At 32.9% G+C, this 831-nt stretch carries 2 pseudogenes; one reads left to right on the top strand and one right to left on the bottom strand.

The window, feature by feature from the left end:
* A pseudogene (locus tag HMPREF3134_RS11890) lies at positions 1-86 on the top strand (IS6 family transposase); the annotation flags it as partial.
* A 230-nt stretch (positions 87-316) separates the two neighbouring features.
* On the opposite strand, the pseudogene HMPREF3134_RS01090 reads toward HMPREF3134_RS11890, so the two are convergent.
* Positions 317-831, bottom strand: a pseudogene (locus HMPREF3134_RS01090) (LLM class flavin-dependent oxidoreductase); the annotation flags it as partial.

Here is an 831-nt window from a genome sequence, read left to right as displayed (position 1 = left end):
ACGCTCTATATAAAAAGAACCGCAGGTCTCTTCAAATCTACGGATTTTCGCCATGCCATGAAATTAGCATCATGCTAACAAATTAACACAAAGTATTATTTTAAAATTGAGATTAGACATTTATTTTTCAACTTTGCAACAGAACCGTATTATTTATACCAGTATGGGGAATTATTCTTTGGATTATGTATCAAAAATATAAAAAAGAATCTGATAAAGCAAAAGTTAAAATGGAATAATATGAAGAACATTTTAGACTTCCCCCTAATGGAGGAAGTCTTTTTTTATGATATCTATTGAATAAAAGGAAGTTTAATTATACTTTCTCTGTATTTATATTTAAATGGTCTTTTAACATATGACTTTCATATTCTTTTCTAAACACGCCACGCGCTTGAAGAACTGGAATGACTAAATCAATAAATTTTTCAAATGCGTTTGGATATGTTGGTGACATTAACATAAAACCATCGCACGCTTCTTTTTCAAACCATTCAATCATTTCATCCGCTACTTGTTCCGGTGTTCCCACTATCGTTTTATGTCCTACCCAAGTACCAAATCGATCTAATACATCACGTAAGGTAAGTTGCTCGGTCATAATAGCACGCTGTACGGCTTCATACACAGATTTTACAACTTTTTTCTCTAATGCATCATAAGGTGGTAATGATGGTACGACTTCATCTAGTGTCCATTCACTTATATCTAGACCAATGGCTTTAGATAATTGTTTCTTGTGTTTTTCAAGTGGGATCATATCATCTAATTGCTGTTTAAGTTTATAAGCGTCCTTCTCATTCTCATCAACATAAACGGTGAGACCTGGTA

This window comes from Staphylococcus sp. HMSC14D10 (genome assembly GCF_001808125.1).
Taxonomy (GTDB): Bacteria; Bacillota; Bacilli; order Staphylococcales; family Staphylococcaceae; genus Staphylococcus; species Staphylococcus haemolyticus.
This window is presented reverse-complemented; position numbering and strand designations above follow the sequence as displayed.